1 protein-coding gene and 1 pseudogene are annotated in these 1,092 nt (G+C 35.3%); both read left to right on the top strand.

Features of this window, described 5'->3' with window-relative positions; genetic code table 11:
- Positions 1-651, top strand: a 651-nt coding sequence (locus H574_RS0112075; RefSeq protein WP_027880825.1) for a PorP/SprF family type IX secretion system membrane protein, incomplete at its 5' end; no start/stop codon positions are given.
- 22 nt (positions 652-673) lie between these two features.
- A pseudogene (locus H574_RS14235) lies at positions 674-1,092 on the top strand (OmpA family protein); the annotation flags it as partial.

Here is a 1,092-nt window from a genome sequence, read left to right as displayed (position 1 = left end):
GAAGTAGGACCAGTAAACGAGACTAATGCGTATGTAGATTTCTCATACACCTTACCGGTAGGGACAGGTACAAAATTAGCATTTGGATTAAAAGCAGGAGCTACTTTTCATGATATTGGATTAACCTCAGTAGAAGTATTAGATCCAAATGATCCTTTCTATTCAGAAAACATCAATGAAGTCACACCAAATATAGGAGCAGGTTTATATTTTTATAAGCCAAACAAGTATTACATTTCTGCATCGATGCCAAATATTTTAGAATCTGTACACTTAGATGCTAATGGATTTAAAATAGGGTCAGAGACCCAACACGCATTTGTAGCAGCAGGATATGTATTTGACTTATCAGAAAACTTTAAGTTAAAGCCACATGTAATGACAAAGCTAGCATTTAGCTCACCAGTGACTTACGATGTAAACCTAAACCTATTTATGTATGATTTTGTAGAGGTAGGCGCAGGTTACCGTTTAGACGATTCGTTTAGTGGTATGGTTAACTTTTTAGTAGCACCAAACTTAAGAATCGGTTATGCATATGACAGTGTTAACTCACAATTAGATGTTGTAACTAACTCATCCCATGAGATATTTATCAACTTTGATATCAATCTACCAAGAAAAGTATCAAGATCACCACGTTATTTCTAATCAGATAAGCTAACCAAGAACAATGAAACATATACAATTATTTATAGTTTGTGCCTTAATAAGCAGTTTTAGTCTAACTGCTCAAAATAGTGCCACAAAAAAAGCCGATAAACTTTTTGCTAAGTATCAATTTGTAGACGCTATAGAGGCCTACAATAAATTAGTAGAAAAAGGAGAAGCCGATGCTTACGTCTACTCACAATTAGCAGAAGCTAACTACAATATCTATAGCACCGAAGCAGCCGAAAAATGGTATGCTAAAGCATTTGAAGCAGGAGCAAACGATGCAGAGATGATCTACAAGTACTCAGAAATGCTAAAAGCAAACGGAAAGTACGAAGCATCAAACACGCAAATGGATAAGTTTGCTGCAATGAAGCCATCAGATGACAGAGCAATGATGTACAAGTCTAACCCAGATTATTTATCAAAAATCTTAGA

The organism is Mesoflavibacter zeaxanthinifaciens DSM 18436, assembly GCF_000422365.1.
Lineage (GTDB): Bacteria > Bacteroidota > Bacteroidia > Flavobacteriales > Flavobacteriaceae > Mesoflavibacter > Mesoflavibacter zeaxanthinifaciens.
This window is presented reverse-complemented; position numbering and strand designations above follow the sequence as displayed.